Origin of the sequence: Flavobacterium tiangeerense (assembly GCF_007830355.1) — a bacterium.
GTDB classification, from domain to species: domain Bacteria; phylum Bacteroidota; class Bacteroidia; order Flavobacteriales; family Flavobacteriaceae; genus Flavobacterium; species Flavobacterium tiangeerense.
The window spans coordinates 16,591-32,755 of record NZ_VLKO01000006.1; the positions used below are offsets into that span (position 1 = coordinate 16,591).

Annotated in this window: 14 protein-coding genes, 1 tRNA gene and 3 pseudogenes; 9 read left to right on the forward strand and 9 right to left on the reverse strand. The window is 33.6% G+C overall.

All coding sequences use genetic code 11. From position 1 onward, the window contains the following. Positions 1-106 precede the first annotated feature (106 nt). A complete protein-coding gene (locus IQ05_RS07765) occupies positions 107-1,834 on the forward strand; it encodes a sodium:solute symporter (protein WP_144891717.1) in 1,728 nt (575 codons plus the stop codon). A 301-nt stretch (positions 1,835-2,135) separates the two neighbouring features. On the opposite strand, the gene IQ05_RS07770 is transcribed toward IQ05_RS07765, so the two are convergent. From IQ05_RS07770 to IQ05_RS07790, 5 genes are all read right to left on the reverse strand, one after another. Then, a complete protein-coding gene (locus IQ05_RS07770; protein WP_144891719.1) occupies positions 2,136-2,981 on the reverse strand; it encodes a DUF2911 domain-containing protein in 846 nt (281 codons plus the stop codon). 87 nt (positions 2,982-3,068) lie between these two features. Next, a complete protein-coding gene (locus IQ05_RS07775) occupies positions 3,069-3,707 on the reverse strand; it encodes an HAD family hydrolase (protein WP_144891722.1) in 639 nt (212 codons plus the stop codon). A gap of 63 nt (positions 3,708-3,770) precedes the next feature. Further along, a complete protein-coding gene (locus IQ05_RS07780; protein WP_144891724.1) occupies positions 3,771-4,484 on the reverse strand; it encodes a tRNA threonylcarbamoyladenosine dehydratase in 714 nt (237 codons plus the stop codon). 41 nt (positions 4,485-4,525) lie between these two features. Next, positions 4,526-5,179: a TatD family hydrolase gene (locus tag IQ05_RS07785; protein WP_144891726.1), complete on the reverse strand. Its 654-nt coding sequence runs from the start codon at positions 5,177-5,179 to the stop codon at positions 4,526-4,528. Continuing rightward, a complete protein-coding gene (locus IQ05_RS07790; protein WP_144891728.1) occupies positions 5,179-5,781 on the reverse strand; it encodes a DUF1684 domain-containing protein in 603 nt (200 codons plus the stop codon). Before IQ05_RS07790 ends, IQ05_RS07785 begins: the two co-directional genes overlap by 1 nt. A gap of 211 nt (positions 5,782-5,992) precedes the next feature. Here IQ05_RS07790 and IQ05_RS07795 point away from each other — a divergent pair, with 211 nt between their 5' ends. The 4 genes from IQ05_RS07795 to IQ05_RS07810 all read left to right on the forward strand — a co-directional run bounded on the left by IQ05_RS07795 (position 5,993) and on the right by IQ05_RS07810 (position 9,955). Next, positions 5,993-7,216 carry an MDR family MFS transporter gene (locus IQ05_RS07795; RefSeq protein WP_144891730.1) on the forward strand — a complete coding sequence of 408 codons (1,224 nt, stop codon included), beginning with the start codon at positions 5,993-5,995 and terminating at the stop codon, positions 7,214-7,216. A gap of 282 nt (positions 7,217-7,498) precedes the next feature. Continuing rightward, the gene (locus IQ05_RS07800) at positions 7,499-7,867 is read left to right on the forward strand and encodes a BlaI/MecI/CopY family transcriptional regulator (RefSeq protein ID WP_144892109.1); all 369 of its coding nucleotides are present in this window, start codon (positions 7,499-7,501) and stop codon (positions 7,865-7,867) included. A 37-nt stretch (positions 7,868-7,904) separates the two neighbouring features. Then, a complete protein-coding gene (locus tag IQ05_RS07805) occupies positions 7,905-9,743 on the forward strand; it encodes a M56 family metallopeptidase (RefSeq protein ID WP_144891732.1) in 1,839 nt (612 codons plus the stop codon). 71 nt (positions 9,744-9,814) lie between these two features. Further along, the gene (locus IQ05_RS07810) at positions 9,815-9,955 is read left to right on the forward strand and encodes an SsrA-binding protein (RefSeq protein WP_144891734.1); all 141 of its coding nucleotides are present in this window, start codon (positions 9,815-9,817) and stop codon (positions 9,953-9,955) included. On the opposite strand, the pseudogene IQ05_RS07815 reads toward IQ05_RS07810, so the two are convergent. Further along, positions 9,952-10,464: pseudogene (locus IQ05_RS07815) on the reverse strand (adenine phosphoribosyltransferase). The gene IQ05_RS07810 and the pseudogene IQ05_RS07815 sit on opposite strands and share 4 nt — an antisense overlap. Before the next feature lie 93 nt (positions 10,465-10,557). Between IQ05_RS07815 and IQ05_RS07820 the strand changes: the two are divergent. Further along, positions 10,558-10,631: transfer RNA gene (locus tag IQ05_RS07820), tRNA-Arg, on the forward strand. Positions 10,632-10,773: 142 nt separating this feature from the next. On the opposite strand, the gene IQ05_RS07825 is transcribed toward IQ05_RS07820, so the two are convergent. Next, positions 10,774-11,817: an NAD(P)-dependent alcohol dehydrogenase gene (locus tag IQ05_RS07825; RefSeq protein ID WP_144891736.1), complete on the reverse strand. Its 1,044-nt coding sequence runs from the start codon at positions 11,815-11,817 to the stop codon at positions 10,774-10,776. Between the two features lie 349 nt (positions 11,818-12,166). Here IQ05_RS07825 and IQ05_RS15630 point away from each other — a divergent pair. Both IQ05_RS15630 and IQ05_RS15635 read left to right on the forward strand, forming a co-directional pair. Next, positions 12,167-12,331, forward strand: a pseudogene (locus tag IQ05_RS15630) (pentapeptide repeat-containing protein); the annotation flags it as partial. A 201-nt stretch (positions 12,332-12,532) separates the two neighbouring features. Continuing rightward, entirely contained in the window at positions 12,533-12,736 is a 204-nt protein-coding gene (locus tag IQ05_RS15635) for a pentapeptide repeat-containing protein (RefSeq protein WP_449404241.1), read from the forward strand. 33 nt (positions 12,737-12,769) lie between these two features. On the opposite strand, the gene miaE is transcribed toward IQ05_RS15635, so the two are convergent. Both miaE and glyA read right to left on the reverse strand, forming a co-directional pair. Next, positions 12,770-13,363, reverse strand: a complete 594-nt coding sequence (miaE, locus tag IQ05_RS07835) for a tRNA-(ms[2]io[6]A)-hydroxylase (protein ID WP_144891740.1) — start codon at positions 13,361-13,363, stop codon at positions 12,770-12,772. Positions 13,364-13,478: 115 nt separating this feature from the next. Continuing rightward, the gene (glyA, locus tag IQ05_RS07840) at positions 13,479-14,753 is read right to left on the reverse strand and encodes a serine hydroxymethyltransferase (RefSeq protein WP_144891742.1); all 1,275 of its coding nucleotides are present in this window, start codon (positions 14,751-14,753) and stop codon (positions 13,479-13,481) included. A 108-nt stretch (positions 14,754-14,861) separates the two neighbouring features. Here glyA and fahA point away from each other — a divergent pair. Next, positions 14,862-16,145: pseudogene (gene fahA, locus IQ05_RS07845) on the forward strand (fumarylacetoacetase). Positions 16,146-16,165: the final 20 nt, after the last annotated feature.

Sequence of the window (16,165 nt, forward strand, 5' to 3'; positions counted from 1 at the left end):
ACCATTGAAACAAAAAACTTGGAAAAAAAATTACACTTGGGTATTGGTGGCAAATGCCATATACATTGCCATTTTTTGTCTTATTATGAAATTATACTCTTAAACTATGCAATTATTTGATTGGATTATATTAATTGTCACATTACTTTTTATTGTTATTTACGGAGCTTGGAAAACAAAAGGAAGTAAAAACGTTGAGGATTTTATACTTGGTAATAACGAAACTCCGTGGTATGTCGTAGGACTATCTGTAATGGCAACACAAGCTAGTGCAATTACATTTTTATCTACTCCAGGTCAGGCTTACCATGACGGAATGGGTTTTGTGCAGTTTTATTTTGGATTACCTATTGCCATGGTTATTATTTGTGTAACCTTTATTCCGTTGTACCACAAGTATAAAGTGTACACAGCATACGAGTATCTCGAAAAAAGATTTGATTTAAAAACCCGCTCTCTTGCTGCCATACTGTTCTTGTTTCAAAGAGGCTTGGGAACTGGATTAACTATTTATGCCCCCGCAATAATTTTATCTGCTATACTCGGATGGAACCTGACATATATGAATATTATAATAGGTTTCTTGGTAATTATTTACACGTTTTCTGGAGGGACAAAAGCTGTAAATGTGACTCAAAAACAACAGATGTTTGTGATCATGTCTGGAATGTTTATCACATTCTTTCTTATTCTGTATTATTTACCTAATGATATGACGTTTTCTAGTGCTCTTCATATTGCAGGTGCCAATGATAAAATGAACATTGTCAATTTCTCTTTTGATCCCGAAGAAAAATATACTTTTTGGAGTGGTATAACAGGCGGTTTTTTCTTGGCACTAGCCTATTTTGGAACAGATCAATCCCAAGTGGGTCGCTATTTATCGGGGAAATCTGTACGTGAAAGTCAAATGGGACTGATTATGAACGGACTTTTAAAAGTTCCTATGCAGTTTTTCATATTACTTACAGGTGTCATGGTGTTTGTTTTTTTTCAGTTTAATCCGGTACCTTTGAATTTCAATCCAAACAATAAAACATTGATTGAAAAATCAGCATATAAAGGAGAGTACAACGCATTAGAACAAAAACTGAATGATCTTTCTGAAGATAAAAAAGTCATAAACTTACTGTATATTGATCAGCTTAACCAAGATTATGACAATCCTATCTTGAGAAAAGAACTAGTAGCTTTATCAAATAAAGAAAAAGATTTAAGAGACAAAGCCAAAGAGATCATTCTAAAAGCAGATAGTAACAGCGAAACCAATGATAAAGATTACGTGTTTTTTCATTTTATTCTTAATTATTTACCAAAAGGTCTTATTGGGTTATTATTGGCTGTAATTATATCGGCGGCCATGTCATCAACTGCCTCAGGACTTAATGCCTTAGCATCTACAACTGCTATAGATATCTACAAAAGAAATGTAAAAGGTGAAAAATCAGAAAAACATTTTTTGTATGCAACAAAGTTTTTTACACTTTTATGGGGTGTGATTGCCATTCTTTTTGCCTGTGTTGGAACTTTATTTGAAAATTTAATTCAATTAGTAAACATTATTGGATCTATATTTTACGGGACCGTTTTAGGGATTTTTCTAGTAGGTTTTTATATCCACAAAGTACAATCAAAAGCTATTTTTTACAGTGCTGTGGTAAGTCAACTCACCATTTTTATCATTTATTACTACGCTATTTATGTATATCCTAGCGGTCAGGAAAAGTTAGGCTATTTATGGCTAAATTTTATTGGCGCCATGCTAACTATAATTATTTCATTGCTGTTTCAGTTTACAATTTTTAGAAAGTCCCAAAAAGAAGTAGCGCACTAAATACTGTACTTATTCCTGATAAAAAATCTTATTCTTGTTTTATAGTTTTAAAACCAGAATAAGATTTTTTATTTGGTCTTGATTCACAAACTAGTTGAACACGAGAGAGCTAAAAAATTTAGATTTCTCCTCACCAAAGGATTTTGTCTAATTTTAAACTAGAACATTACAATCTTACAAAAGACTGTATACCTGTAAATCTATAAGAAAACTGTATGCTGTAATTCCTATAATCCAGTTCATCAAAAAAAAATCCCGAACTACCATGGTAATTCGGGATTTAAAGTATTTGTTTTGCTTTTTAGCTCTTACTCCATTCAGCAATACTGTCTTTATTCATTTTTACATAATCTTGATTTTTTGCAATTTCTGCTGCTGCTAGGGAAGCTTTTGCAGTTTCTACAGCTCCTTTTTTATCGCCTAATTTTGCTTGAATCAAAGATTTCAATCTGTTGTACCAAAAAGGTTTTTCTTTTGTCATGTCTAATGCTTTGTTAACATGAGCCAATGCTTTGTTAGCATCTCCATTAGATTGAAACAAAAACTGAGCTGCAGAGAAATAATCCCCAGCAGATGGACCTGCCAACACTTTATCTATATTAGCAGTAGTTTTTTGCTGTGTAGGAACTTCAAATTTTACTGCTGCATATGAATTTTCCCAATACATTTCTAGAAAAGCATAATTATTGTCTAAACCGCTAACTCCTATTGTAAAAGTTTCTACACTTTTATTTAATGTTTCTGGCTTAACTGATGTTTTCAAAGCTACATTTTCTTCTTTCCATTCTTCTGGATTTCCCCAGTTATCAGTAGTTTTATAGAAAATTACATCCCAACTTTCAATTTTAGGAATCGTGTACAAAGAATATTTTCCTTTTTTTAAGATTTTTCCATCAATAACTACATCGTCACTAAAAGAAACTATTGTGTTTTCGTTAGCTCCTGTTCTCCAAACTTTTCCAAACGGAATTAAATTTCCAAAAACTACTCTACCCTTAGCGCTTGGTCTTGAATAAGTAATTTCAACATCAGTTAATCCCACAACTTGGTTTATGGTAGTTTTAGGACTAGATTGAGGTGTTTTTAATTGTGCTTCTGCACTTAAACCAGCCACAAAAAGGGCTAGCGCGATAATCATTTTTTTCATGGTTTGTTATTTTATGATTTTCAAATTTACAAATTCAGATACTCTTAAATGTTAATTATTCCTTAATTTAGCCTTGATTTCCTGCACCTATTCAAAATTCAATTCGTTAAAATGATTGATGATCACATCTGCAATTGACAAATCTTGATCAGCAGAATGAATACTGTTGTAGCCTACACAAAAAATTCCTGCGGCATTTGCAGCTTTAATGCCATTAGTACTATCTTCAATAACGATACAATTCTCTTTTGGGGCAATAGATAGGCTTGCAGCATGTTCAAAAATGGCAGGATGTGGTTTTGATTGTGCAAAATCTTCCCCGCTTATTTTATGCGAAAAATAGTCGTGCAACTTAAACCTATTAAAAACCCGTTCAATGGTAACCTTAGATGCTGATGAGGCCAAAATTAATTGTATCCCATTTTGATGTAATTCTTGAATTAAATTTTCAACACCTTCCAGCAATTCTAAATCAGCCTTACTGTCAAAAGCATCGTTAAAAATAGTACGTTTCCGCTGAATTAATTCCTCTACTTCTTGGTCAATTGTAAATAACTCTTTCAATTTCTGAAAGGTATTTCGTGTGGAAAAACCAGTAAACGAAGTGTACATTTCTTCGGTAACAGCAATATTTAGCTCTTCAAATTGCTTGAAATACGCGTAGCGGTGAACCGGCTCTGTATCTACGATTACGCCATCCATATCAAAAATTACTGTTTGTATCATTTTAAATTATGAGTTATGAATTATAATTATTAATCCCTGAAAAGAGGAATAAAAAACGGAACACTATTTTTTTAGCAAGTAGCGTATTACTGTTTCTGCGGCATACAAGCCAAATAATCCTGGCATGTAACTATTGGTTCCGTAAAACGATTTTTTATAATTAGATCCGTCGGTCATTCTCAAACTGGATTCGTCTTGAATTTCAGAGGAGAAAACGACTTTTAATTTATCTATTTTTAACTCTTTCAAGCGTCTGCGAATGGTTTTGGCAAAAAAGCAATTTACAGTATTCGTAATATCAGTCACTTTTACTTTAGAGGCTTCCATTTTTCCACCTGCACCCATGCTGCTGATGATTTTTACTCTTTTGCGTTTTGCTGCAACGATTAAATTTAGTTTTGGTGTCACACTATCAATGCAATCCAAAACATAATCAAACTCCTCCGTAACAATCTCAAAAGCACGCTCAGGTGATAAAAATTCTTGCACGCGAGTTAATTGCAACTCTGGGTTAATATCCATCAATCTATCGCCAACGATAGTGATTTTTGGTTGTCCAACTGTAGAGTGCAAAGCTGGCAATTGTCTGTTAATGTTGGTAATATCCACTACGTCCCCATCTACAATTGTCATTTTGCCCACTCCGGCTCTAGCCAAAAATTCAGCAGCAAATGAGCCTACACCTCCTAATCCTACTACTAATACGTTTGCATTTTGTAAATTAGCTAAACCTTCTTTTTTAAATAAAAGTTCTGCTCGTTCTGTCCATTCTGCCATTTTTTTATGTTTAAAAGTGTCCTGTTTTACATGTTATCCAATTAAAATTGAATTCCAAAAACAGTACTAAAGTTATTGTTTATGATTTTTTGAATTTCTTCAACTGTTGTTTTTTTGTATTGGGCAGCACGTTCATAAACGGCTTTTATCCCATCTTCTACAGTATCGGTTTCTAGAAAAAAACGTTCTTGGGGAATGCTTTTAAAAACCGACTCTAATGCTGGATTACGCAATAAATATTTCCCAAAAGAAAGGTAAAATCCCTGCTCTAACAATTGCTTAGCTACAATTGAATTTTTAGAAAATCCATGAATTAGTATGGGAACTGAGATGTTGAGCTTTCTTTTAAGGGCAATCAATTCATCAAAAGCGGCCACACAATGAATGACAACTGGTTTATTGTATTTTTGTGCCAAAAGTAATTGTTTTTCAAAAACCACTTGCTGCAATTCAAGCGAGATTTCAATGCGTTTATCCAAGCCACATTCCCCTACTGCAAGACAATTGGATTGTTGTAATTGTGTTTCAATGATTTTCAAATCAGCGTCAACTCGTTCTTCTGTGATGTACCAAGGATGAATCCCGATAGAATAAAAAGGGAGTTTCGCATCAAATTCATGAGGATATTGATTCACCAACTCTAGGATCCCAGATTGATTTGTAAAGTGATGCGTATGTAAATTGAAAAATTCCATTAGTCATGAAACTTTTTAACACCAGCCTTAATAGCTATACTTAAATCATTTTCTAATGGTACTAAGGGACAAGAATAACCGGGATTATACGCACAATACGGATTGTACGCCTTATTAAAATCTATTGTTATAACATCACCATCAGGTATTTGTAAATCTATGTATCGCCCGCCAAGGTAACTTTCATCACCTGATGTTACATCCGAAAATGGTAGAAATAAGTAATTTACATATTCCTTTTGTTTAGACAACTCTATATTTTGATATACATTCAACTTAAATCCTTGACCATCCATAGTAAAATAAACTTCACCGTATTTAATGTAAGTTGGTTTTCTATCGGTTGATGTTTTCATTAAAAAAGGTTGCTCACTAGGTGTTCTAACTAATTTTGCAGTCACAAAATAAGTTGGGTTTGCAGGAAAAAATTCCAAAGATTTAAAAACTGCTCGATCTTGTGCCGTGAGCGGACTTTTTTTTGGGTTTGAATACTGTGCATTTAATTCTTGTTGAAACTGAGCTACGGCATCAGCATGATAAGACTTTTGCGCCACAACAAAAGTGAATTGTAAACATAATAAAAAGGTCAGTACAGTTTTCAATAGTTTGATTTTTATGCAAAAATAGTCTAAAAGTTACAATACCACAACGAAAATTAAGGAACAAGAAACGTCATGAATAGCCTATTCCGTAGCCCAGATAGCAGCGAAAATCCTTGTATTTTTTTCTTTTCGAAAAAATACAAGATTGTAGCGAATAGCTGGAAAAAGCTCCTAAAAAACATTGTAAATTTGTAACTCACAAAACTACTTTATGCTCCAAACTGCTTTTCAACGCTACATCAATAATTTTAGAGGATTTACCAGAGAAATTTGGATCCTTACCTTAATTACTTTTATTAATCGTGCCGGAACCATGGTGCTTCCCTTTTTATCGAAATATTTAAAGGAGGATTTACAATTTACTTACGCGCAAGTGGGCTGGATTATGGTGGCTTTTGGCTTTGGATCCATGCTTGGCTCTTGGTTGGGAGGTAAATTATCAGACAAAATAGGGTTTTACAAAATCATGATCTTCAGCTTATTCACTAGCGGACTATTACTTTTTATGGTTCAGTACATTCGGACTTTTTGGGGATTGTGTGCCGGAATGTTTGTGATCATGACCGTTGCAGATATGTTTCGTCCCGCCATGTACGTCTCACTAGCTACCTATGCAAAACCTGAAAATCGTACCAGAGCCTTGACTTTAGTACGCCTTGCGGTAAACCTTGGTTTTACAGCAGGACCAGCATTGGGTGGGTTAATCATCATGAATATGGGCTACAGCGGCTTATTTTGGGTTGATGGGAGTTCTTGTATCATCTCTATTTTGATTTTTACACTTCTCGTAAAAGAACGCAAAAAACCATCCGATTTGAATAGCAGTACCAGTGAAACTGAGATTCCAGCATCAGTTTTCAAAGACAAAATATTTTGGATTTTTCTTTTTGTATGCTTTATAACTGCCGTATTGTTTTTCCAACTTTTTACCACTTTACCGCTGTATCACAATGAAAAATTTGGATTAACGGAGTTTCAAAGCGGACTTTTATTATCCCTAAATGGTCTTTTAATTTTCTTTCTGGAAATGCCCATTGTAAGTTTTAGCCAAAGAAAAAATATCAAAAAACTTAAGATAATCCTTTGGGGATCCTTACTTATGGCACTTAGTTTTTACGTTTTATTGCTTAATATTTGGGCTGGCATCTTAGTGGTTAGTATTATTTTTATCACTTTTGGCGAGATGTTTATATTTCCCTTCTCCAATTCCTTTGCTCTTAGTAGAGCACCAAAAGGTCACGAAGGCCGCTATATGGCTTTGTTTACCATGAGTTTTAGTTTAGCCCATATTGCTAGTTCAAAAACAGGTTTGGAAATTATTGACAGTTGGGGTTATCAAGCAAATTGGTTCATTATGGGAACACTTGGGATTTTTGCCGTTGCAGGTTGTATATGGTTACAAAAACTAGTTCAGCAGGAAAAACGATCTAAATAATTTTATAATTTGGGCGTGACCCTAATCTAAAAAGGGGCTTATCAACATAGCGTTGAATAAGCCCCTTTTTTAGATTACGGTCGGGCTATCCGCACCGCTGCGGCGGTTTGCTCCTATCCCTCACGCGGCCCAACCTGAAACACTAAAACAATATATAACAGACATTTAGACTATTTGAAAACATACAACCCATTACAAAAACTATAATTTTAGTTAAACAACTATAAAAATAGTTTGCAAACTATAAAAATAGTTGTAAGTTTGAATCAAATAAAAAACATCATGCAAAAACTGACTAATAAAGAAGAGGAAATCATGCACATATTATGGAAGCTCAAAAAAGCTTTTGTAAAAGAAATTTTGGCCGAAATCACAGAGGAGCAACCGCATTACAACACACTATCTACTATAGTGCGCAATCTTGAAGAAAAAGGATTTGTATCACACAATGCCTTTGGGAACACACACCAATACTTTCCCGTAGTATCCCTTGAAGAGTATAGAAAACGCTTTATGCACACAGCAATTGATCATTACTTTAACAGCTCTTATAAAAATATGGTAAGCCATTTTGCCAAAGAAGAAAAAATATCAGCTGCTGAATTACGTGAAATTTTAGCCATGATTGAGCAACAAGAACAAAACAACTAAGCTATTTAAAACCAACTAACCAAAAACTAAAACCAGCATGGAAGCACTTTATCTATACCTCATAAAATCCAGCGGCTTACTAGCACTTTTTTTCGTAGCGTATCATCTTTTGCTTCGCAAAGAAACTTTTTTTACCAGCAACCGATGGTTTTTAATATTGGGTTTAATCACTTCGGTTGTTTTGCCATTCGTAGCCTTTACAAAAATTGTTTGGGTTGAACCAAGCACAAACACCATTGACTGGTCTCAAATACCACTAACTACCAGTTCTGAAAAGGATATTTCAGAAATCAATTGGTTCTTAGTTATCGGAATGATTTACGCCATTGGAATGCTTCTTTTCCTACTAAAACTTGCTTTGGATTTTTATAGTTTACACCGAGTTCTAAAAGGAAAACACTTTAAAAATCAAGCCGATTTTAAATACATTGACACCACAGAAAATATAGCGCCTTTCTCTTTTTTTAATACCATTGTTTATAATTCCACCTTGTACAGCAAAGCCGAATTAGAAAATATTTTGGAGCATGAAAAAGTACACAGTGAGCAAAATCACACTGTTGACGTATTAATTTCAAGACTGTTTTGTATTGTTTTTTGGTTCAATCCCTTTATCTGGTTGTATAAAAAAGCAATCTTGCAAAATCTAGAATTCATTGCTGATAGTGAAGCAACTAAAAAAATATCCGACAAAAAAGCGTATCAATTCACGCTCTTAAAAATAACAACACACGAAAATTGTGTTGCCATTACCAATCATTTTTATCAATCATTAATCAAAAAACGAATCGTTATGTTAAACAAAAATCAATCAAAAAAATGGAATTCATGGAAATATGCAGTAATTGTTCCAGCTCTAGTAGCGTTTGTACTTTTATTTCAAATTGAAGTAATTGCACAAGAGAAAAAACAAGTTACAAAAGAGAACACCTTAAACTCAGTCGACTTTGAATTAGAAATAAACGCTACGTCAACGAAAGAAGAACTAAATGCTCAAAAAGATTTATTTAAAGAAGATTTTGGAATTCAACTAGCTTTCACTGACTTAATATACAATAGTAGCAATGAAATTATTCAACTAAAAGCTGAAATAAAAAGTAACAACAATGAAAGAAAAATATATAGCGTTAAAGGAACAACACCTATAAAGCCTTTTAAAATATTTGCTAAAACCGAAAATGATAAAAAAGTTATTTTTGGTTTCAAAGCTGATAAACAGAAAAATAGTCAACTGAGTAATCATTTTAAAGCCACAGAAAAGAATGGTGAAAAAATTGAAATTAAACTAAATGAAGGCAATTCAGGAACAAACGAATCCAATCACGAGGATTATTTATCTATTAATAATTTTAAAAAAGATGGAGTAGAATATTTACTCGTTATCAATGGAGTTAAACAATCAAAAGATCACCCCATTCGCTTGCCATTTAATGATGAAATAGTAAGTCAAACGATATTAGAATCACAGGAAGCTATTGCTAAGTATGGATCTGATGCTGCAAATGGAGCGTGTGAAATTATAACTTCAAAGACTACAATTAAAAATAAAAAACGCAAACAAAAAAACAGCAAATATCCTGAAAATGATGATGCTGATATTTATACCACAGTTATAGCAACTGAAGTACCAGAATTAAAACTTGATAAAGACAATATTAAATCATCAAATAATGACCAAAACACTGCAAAAACTTTAGAAATGACATTTTCTAAAAATCAAACCAATTCTTTACCAAAAGACGTAGAATATTATATCAATGATAAAAAAGTAACTAGAAACAAAATTGAAAAATTAGATCATAATACTATTGAACGCGTTGATGTAGATAAATCTAAAAACAATACAAAAATTATGAAATTTTACACAAAGAAATAAGATACAAATCAATTAAAGACGGTTCAAATCATGACCGTCTTTTTTTATATCTTTGTGAAAAATTAAATTGAATGTATAAAATTCTTGCTCAAATTAACAGAATCATTCTTCCTAGTTTTACAAAACAACGTTTGGACTTGGCCAAAGCCAAAAAATGGCAGATAGCAATTATTGGTTACAGGTATTACGTTACCACTCGTGCCTTACGCTAGTAGGTCATAGCGGCAAATACAACATGATTTAAAATTTTATCTCTTCCGTTCAAAAAACGCAGTTCCATCAAGAAATTACATTGAACAACCACACCGCCTAGCTTTTCTACAAGTTCACAAACTGCCTTTGCCGTTCCGCCAGTAGCCAAAACATCATCATGAACAAGCACACGGTCCCCTTTTTATATGGCATCTACATGAATTTCTAAACTATCTGTGCCATACTCTAAATCATAACTAGCCGAAATGGTCTTATAAGGCAATTTATTAGGCTTACTAACAGGGATAAAACCCACCTTCAACTCTTGCGCTAATAAAGTTCCAAAGAAAAATCCACGACTCTCTACCCCAACAACCTTATCAATTTTTAAATTTTCCACACCTGATAACAATATTTTAAGGCATTCATTCCTTGCTTCGGGATCAAGAAGCAGTGGAGTGATGTCTTTAAACAAAATTCCTTCCTTTGGAAATCCCTGAATATCACGGATATAATTTTTTAAAATCATTTTTTTTATTTTTTTACAATTTTACACTTGCAAATTACACATTTATGCCTATATTTGCACCCGCAAGCAAGACAATAAGTCGCTTCGCAAAAAGGCCTTGTGGCGCAACTGAATAGCGCACTTGATTACGGCTCAAGAGGTTACTGGTTTGAATCCAGTCAAGGTCACTTTAAAATCCTTAAACACACTGTTATCAGTAGTTTAAGGATTTTTTTTGTACTATTTTTTTTATTTACTTTATAAAAATACAAAATCCCTATTTGATACTCTCAAAATAGGGATTATAATATAAAATGTATTCTCTTGAGATTATAGTGTAGCCATATCAATTACAAAACGGTAACGCACATCCCCTTTTGTCATACGGTCATACGCTTCATGAATGTCTTTGATATCGATTAATTCAATATCTGATACAATACCATTTGCAGCGCAGTAATCAAGCATTTCCTGTGTTTCAGGCAATCCTCCTATTAATGATCCTGCTAAACTTCGTCTTCCTCCTATTAAACTAAAGGCATGAATTTCATAGGGTGTTGGAGGTACTCCCACGCATATATGCACACCATTAACACGTAATAATGATAAGTACAGATTTAAATCATGAGGAGCAGATACGGTATCTAGAATAAAATCAAATGTTCCTGCTGCTTTAGCTAATTGTTTTTCATCTTTGGTCACAATAAAATGATGCGCCCCTAGTTTTTTTGCATCTTGTTCTTTATCCGGTGAAGTACTCAAAACAGTCACTTCAGCACCAAAAGCAACACCAAACTTAACGGCCATGTGTCCAAGTCCACCAAGACCTAGTACAGCCAGTTTATGTCCTTTTCCTACTTTCCAATGTCTCAAAGGTGAATATGTTGTAATTCCTGCACACAATAATGGAGCTACTGCTGCTAGGTCTAATTTATCTGATATGTGTAAAACAAAATCCTCATGAACTACAATTGTGTTCGAATACCCTCCGTATGTAGGTGTAACACCATCTTGACCAAGTGCATTATACGTATCTGTTCTTCCGTTGATACAAAATTGTTCTAATCCCTCTTTACAATTTTCACAAGTTCTACACGAGTCCACAAGACAGCCTGTTCCCGCTAAATCACCTACTTTAAATCGTGTAACTTTTTCTCCTACTCCAACTACTTTACCAACAATTTCATGTCCAGGTACCATTGGGTAAATAGATCCTCCCCAATCATCTTTTATTTGATGTAAGTCACTATGACAAACACCACAAAATTGTATATCAAACTGAACATCATGTGGCCCAAGAGCTCTTCGTTCAAAATTCCAAGGCGCTAAATCTGATTTGGCATCTTGTGCCGCATATCCTTTTGTAAGTATCATAATAAGTAAATTTAATTGTTATAAAATTATGAAATTTTAACTTATCAATAATTTTAAAGAGTTATATAATTACAATCAAATTATCAATCAACAGCAAAAGATTATGTAAGCTTAAAATATAATTTGGATAAGAAGAAATTGATCAAACTATATTTAAGAAAGTATTAGGTAGGCTAAACTTAATTTGATATCAGCAATTCAAATCATGATCGAATAGTACAAAAAACTAAATACTAAGCCAATATTTATGAGATTTTAGAACAATAATTGTTGCCGTTTTTTTCAAAATGTCACTGTACAATGTGTTCCTTTGTAAAAGAATTCATTTCCATAATATTCAAACAATACAATGAACACATACCTCTTTGATAATCATTTTGTTGAAACTAACTATAGCGAGCATGAGTTAAATCATCAAGAGTTTGAATGTTGCACTTTTACCAATTGTTCTTTTTCCGAATGCCATTTTATATCCGTGACCTTTATTGATTGTACTTTTATAAACTGTTTTTTTACATCCGCAAAAATAAATCACGTTGCGCTACGAAATGTAGTATTTGAACACTGCGAAATTAAAGATGTAAACTTTGCTATGTGTGACGCATTTATTTTTAGAATTGGATTTAATAACTGCATTCTTGATTTTTCGAAATTTTATAATTTAAATCTAAAGGAAACACAATTTACAAAATGCAGTCTAATAGCCGTAGATTTCATGAATACCAATCTAACTCAAGTTATATTTGATCATTGCGATTTGTATAAAAGTGAATTTTCGGGTGCAAATGCGCATCATACTGATTTTAAAACAAGTTATAATTACACGATTGATCCAAAAAAGACAAAACTAAAAAAGACCATTTTTTCAAAAAATGAAGTAAAGGGCCTTTTATATCAGTATGATTTAATAATCGAATAACAACAATAAGTGAAAAGTGTGTGCAGTACAGCATTAACCATGAATGGTTTCACTGTTCCCATATTTTGCAATAACTGATTCTTCATAAGCTAGCCATTCTCGCCAGCGTTTTTCTACATCAATTCCTTCGCCGTATTTACGTGCATAGGTTATAAAAGTGGTATAATGACCTGCTTCACTTTCCATTAATTCTCTGTAGAATAAAGCTAATTCTGGATCCTTAATATTTTCGGATAAAACTTTAAATCGCTCACAACTTCTGGCTTCAATCATTGCTGAAAAAAGCAAACGCTCCACTAAACTGGATACTCTACTGCCATTACTGCTTTTTTTCATGTACAGGTATAGCTCATTTACATAGTCGTCTTTTCGCTCTCTGCCCAGTTTTAAGCCTCGCTTAATGATGATATTATGCACTTGCTCAAAATGATCAATTTCTTCTTTGGCTAGAGCCAATAAATCACGAACTAAATCTTGATGTTCAGAGTTGTTCGTAATAATTGTAATGGCATTTGTAGCTGCTTTTTGTTCGCACCAAGCATGATCCGTTAAGATTTCTTCAATATTTTTCTCAACAATATTGACCCATCTGGGATCTGTAGGCAATTGTAATCGTAATACACCCATTTTTTTAGTCTTAAAGTTAGGAAGTCGAAAGTCATAAAGTCGAAACTAAGAAAGAATATTAAATTCTATTCAAAGACTTTCGACTTTCGACTTTAAAACTTAAAAAAGTATTTATTTAGAAAACAAAAATAGCTCTTTCGCTCATCATTTCGTTAACTTCATTAGCTACCGCTTCAATTACATCTTCGTTTGTATGATCTACTAATACTCTGTCAATTAAGGCTACAATAGTTTCCATATCTTCTTCAACAAGACCACGAGTGGTAATAGCTGCTGTACCTACACGAATACCAGAGGTAACAAATGGTGATTTATCATCAAATGGAACCATATTTTTATTTACTGTAATTTCAGCTTTAACCAATGCATTTTCAGCTTCTTTACCAGAAATATTTTTATTTCTTAAATCGATTAACATCATGTGATTGTCAGTTCCTCCCGAAATAATTTGGTAACCACGTTTTACAAAAGCTTCAGCCATAGCCTTGGCGTTTTTTTGTAATTGTAACGCATAGGTAAAAAATTCGTCTTGTAATGCTTCTCCAAAAGCAACTGCTTTTGCAGCAATGATATGCATTAAAGGTCCTCCTTGATTACCAGGAAACACAGCTAAATCAAGTAAAGATGACATCATTCTTATTTCTCCTTTTGGAGTAGTTAAACCAAATGGATTTTCAAAATCCTTACCCATCAAAATTAATCCTCCACGAGGTCCACGTAATGTTTTGTGAGTCGTTGTAGTAACAATATGACAATGAGGTAAAGGATCATTCATCAAACCTTTTGCAATAAGTCCTGCAGGATGAGAAATATCAGCTAATAAAATAGCTCCTACGCTGTCAGCAATTACTCTAAAACGAGCAAAATCCATATCACGTGAATATGCAGACGCTCCAGCGATAATAAGTTTTGGTTGTTCTATAGTTGCAATTTCTTGAATTTTATCGTAATCTAATAAACCAGTTTCTGGATCTACACCATAAAAAGAAGGTGTGTATAAACGTCCCGAAAAATTCACAGGTGATCCGTGTGTAAGGTGACCTCCATGAGACAAATCAAAACCTAATATTTTATCTCCAGGCTTAATACAAGCATGATATACTGCTGTATTTGCTTGAGATCCTGAATGTGGTTGTACATTAGCATAAGCAGCACCAAATAATTCTTTGGCTCTATCTATAGCAATTTGTTCCACAACATCAACTACTTCGCAACCTCCGTAGTATCTTTTGCCAGGATATCCTTCGGCATATTTATTAGTTAGTACAGATCCTGCTGCTTCCATCACTTCGTCACTTACAAAGTTCTCTGATGCTATAAGTTCTAATCCGTGTATTTGTCTTTCTTGTTCTTCTAGAATAAGGTCAAAAATTTGTTCGTCGCGTTGCATTTTTTTGATTTTCGTTAATTTATAGCAAAAATACAAAAAAACGTTTGGTTAATACTTAGATTATAATATATTTGATGAGTAATTTTTTAACAAAATAATTAACATCATATGCCAATAACAGCAAACGATACCAATAGAAAATCATGGTTAGAAGTACCTGAAAACAGTGATTTCCCTATTTAAAATATACCCTTCGGAGTTTTCCTAACAAAAGAAAATATTGTTACTGTAGGAACAAGAATAGGCGACTATGCCATAGATCTAGGTGCACTACAACAACTCAATTATTTTGAAGGTATTGAACTTACCGATGATATGTTTATGCAGGATACACTTAATGACTTCATATCAGATGGAAAAAAAACATGGAGACTGGTAAGAAACCGCATTGCTGAACTCTTTGATGCAAACAATACCAAATTGCAAAATAATACCAAGGACAGAGATATTGTAATCTTTAGAATGGAAGATGTTGAAATGCAATTACCTGTTTTAATAGGTGATTACACTGATTTTTATTCGAGTAAAGAACATGCAACTAATGTGGGGAAAATGTTTAGAGATCCTGAAAACGCGTTATTACCTAACTGGCTTCATATTCCAGTAGGTTATCACGGCAGAAGCTCTTCGATAGTGCCGTCTGGAATTCCTGTTCACAGACCCATGGGTCAAACATTACCTAACGGAGAAACAAGTCCAGTTTTTGGTCCGTCCCGTTCTGTTGATTTTGAACTTGAAACTGCGTTTATCACCACTGACGTCAATATCATGGGTGAAAATATTCCTGTAACGGAGGCCGAAGATTATATTTTTGGGATGGTGTTATTAAATGACTGGAGTGCACGTGATATTCAAAAATGGGAATACGTTCCGCTAGGGCCATTTTTAGCTAAAAACTTTGCCTCTTCAATCTCACCATGGATAGTAACTATGGATGCATTAGAACCATTTAGAACAAAAGGTCCTAAACAAGAGCCTACGCCCCTACCGTATTTACAACAAAAAGGGAAGCATTCATTTGATATAAATCTAGAAGTGGCAATTCAACCTCAAAATGCTGAACCTACTATAGTTTCTAAGTCTAATTTTAAATACATGTACTGGACTATGAGTCAACAATTGACGCATCACACCTCAAATGGATGTAGAGTGAATTCTGGAGATATGATGGGATCAGGAACGATATCAGGACCTACTGAAGATAGTTTTGGTTCTATGCTTGAACTTACTTGGGGTGGAAAAAACCCTATAAAAATGAGCGATAACACAGAGCGTAAATTTATAAATGACAATGATACTGTAATCATGAAAGGTTTTTGCAAAAACGGTCATGTACGTATTGGTTTTGGAGAAGTTTCAAGCAAGCTATTACCTCCTTTTGTACGAAAATAAAATTTATATAAAATTACCAT

Coding starts and splice junctions, on each gene's coding strand:
- miaE (WP_144891740.1), bottom strand. CDS start 13,363: ATGGGTGTATTACGATTACAATTGCCTACAGATCCCAGATGGGTCAAT.
- IQ05_RS07795 (WP_144891730.1), top strand. CDS start 5,993: ATGCTCCAAACTGCTTTTCAACGCTACATCAATAATTTTAGAGGATTT.
- IQ05_RS07800 (WP_144892109.1), top strand. CDS start 7,499: ATGCAAAAACTGACTAATAAAGAAGAGGAAATCATGCACATATTATGG.
- glyA (WP_144891742.1), bottom strand. CDS start 14,753: ATGCAACGCGACGAACAAATTTTTGACCTTATTCTAGAAGAACAAGAA.
- IQ05_RS07775 (WP_144891722.1), bottom strand. CDS start 3,707: ATGATACAAACAGTAATTTTTGATATGGATGGCGTAATCGTAGATACA.
- IQ05_RS07810 (WP_144891734.1), top strand. CDS start 9,815: ATGTATAAAATTCTTGCTCAAATTAACAGAATCATTCTTCCTAGTTTT.
- IQ05_RS15635 (WP_449404241.1), top strand. CDS start 12,533: ATGAATACCAATCTAACTCAAGTTATATTTGATCATTGCGATTTGTAT.
- IQ05_RS07805 (WP_144891732.1), top strand. CDS start 7,905: ATGGAAGCACTTTATCTATACCTCATAAAATCCAGCGGCTTACTAGCA.
- IQ05_RS07780 (WP_144891724.1), bottom strand. CDS start 4,484: ATGGCAGAATGGACAGAACGAGCAGAACTTTTATTTAAAAAAGAAGGT.
- IQ05_RS07770 (WP_144891719.1), bottom strand. CDS start 2,981: ATGAAAAAAATGATTATCGCGCTAGCCCTTTTTGTGGCTGGTTTAAGT.
- IQ05_RS07825 (WP_144891736.1), bottom strand. CDS start 11,817: ATGATACTTACAAAAGGATATGCGGCACAAGATGCCAAATCAGATTTA.
- IQ05_RS07785 (WP_144891726.1), bottom strand. CDS start 5,179: ATGGAATTTTTCAATTTACATACGCATCACTTTACAAATCAATCTGGG.
- IQ05_RS07765 (WP_144891717.1), top strand. CDS start 107: ATGCAATTATTTGATTGGATTATATTAATTGTCACATTACTTTTTATT.